Source organism: Carboxydocella sp. ULO1 (assembly GCF_002049255.1).
Taxonomy (GTDB): domain Bacteria; phylum Bacillota.
Genome location: NZ_BDLQ01000149.1, coordinates 1 through 221, shown reverse-complemented (window position 1 = coordinate 221; position 221 = coordinate 1). Strand labels below are relative to the sequence as shown.

Sequence of the window (221 nt, the reverse complement as noted above, 5' to 3'; positions counted from 1 at the left end):
GAGCCGGTGAATGGAAGGACCGGTCCAAGCCCGTAGGGAGTGAGGCAGGCAAATCCGCCTCACGGAAATCCTGAGAGGTGAAGGGGAGCCCGTAAGGGCGAAGCTTCTGATGCCAAACTGCCGAGAAAAGCCTCTAAGGAGGGGGTATGGTGCCCGTACCGGAAACCGACACAGGTAGGTGAGGAGAGAATCCTAAGGCGAGCGAGAGAACCCTCGTTAAG

At 58.4% G+C, this 221-nt stretch carries 1 rRNA gene; it reads left to right on the top strand.

Features of this window, described 5'->3' with window-relative positions:
- Positions 1-221: ribosomal RNA gene (locus ULO1_RS14115) — 23S ribosomal RNA — on the top strand; the annotation flags it as partial.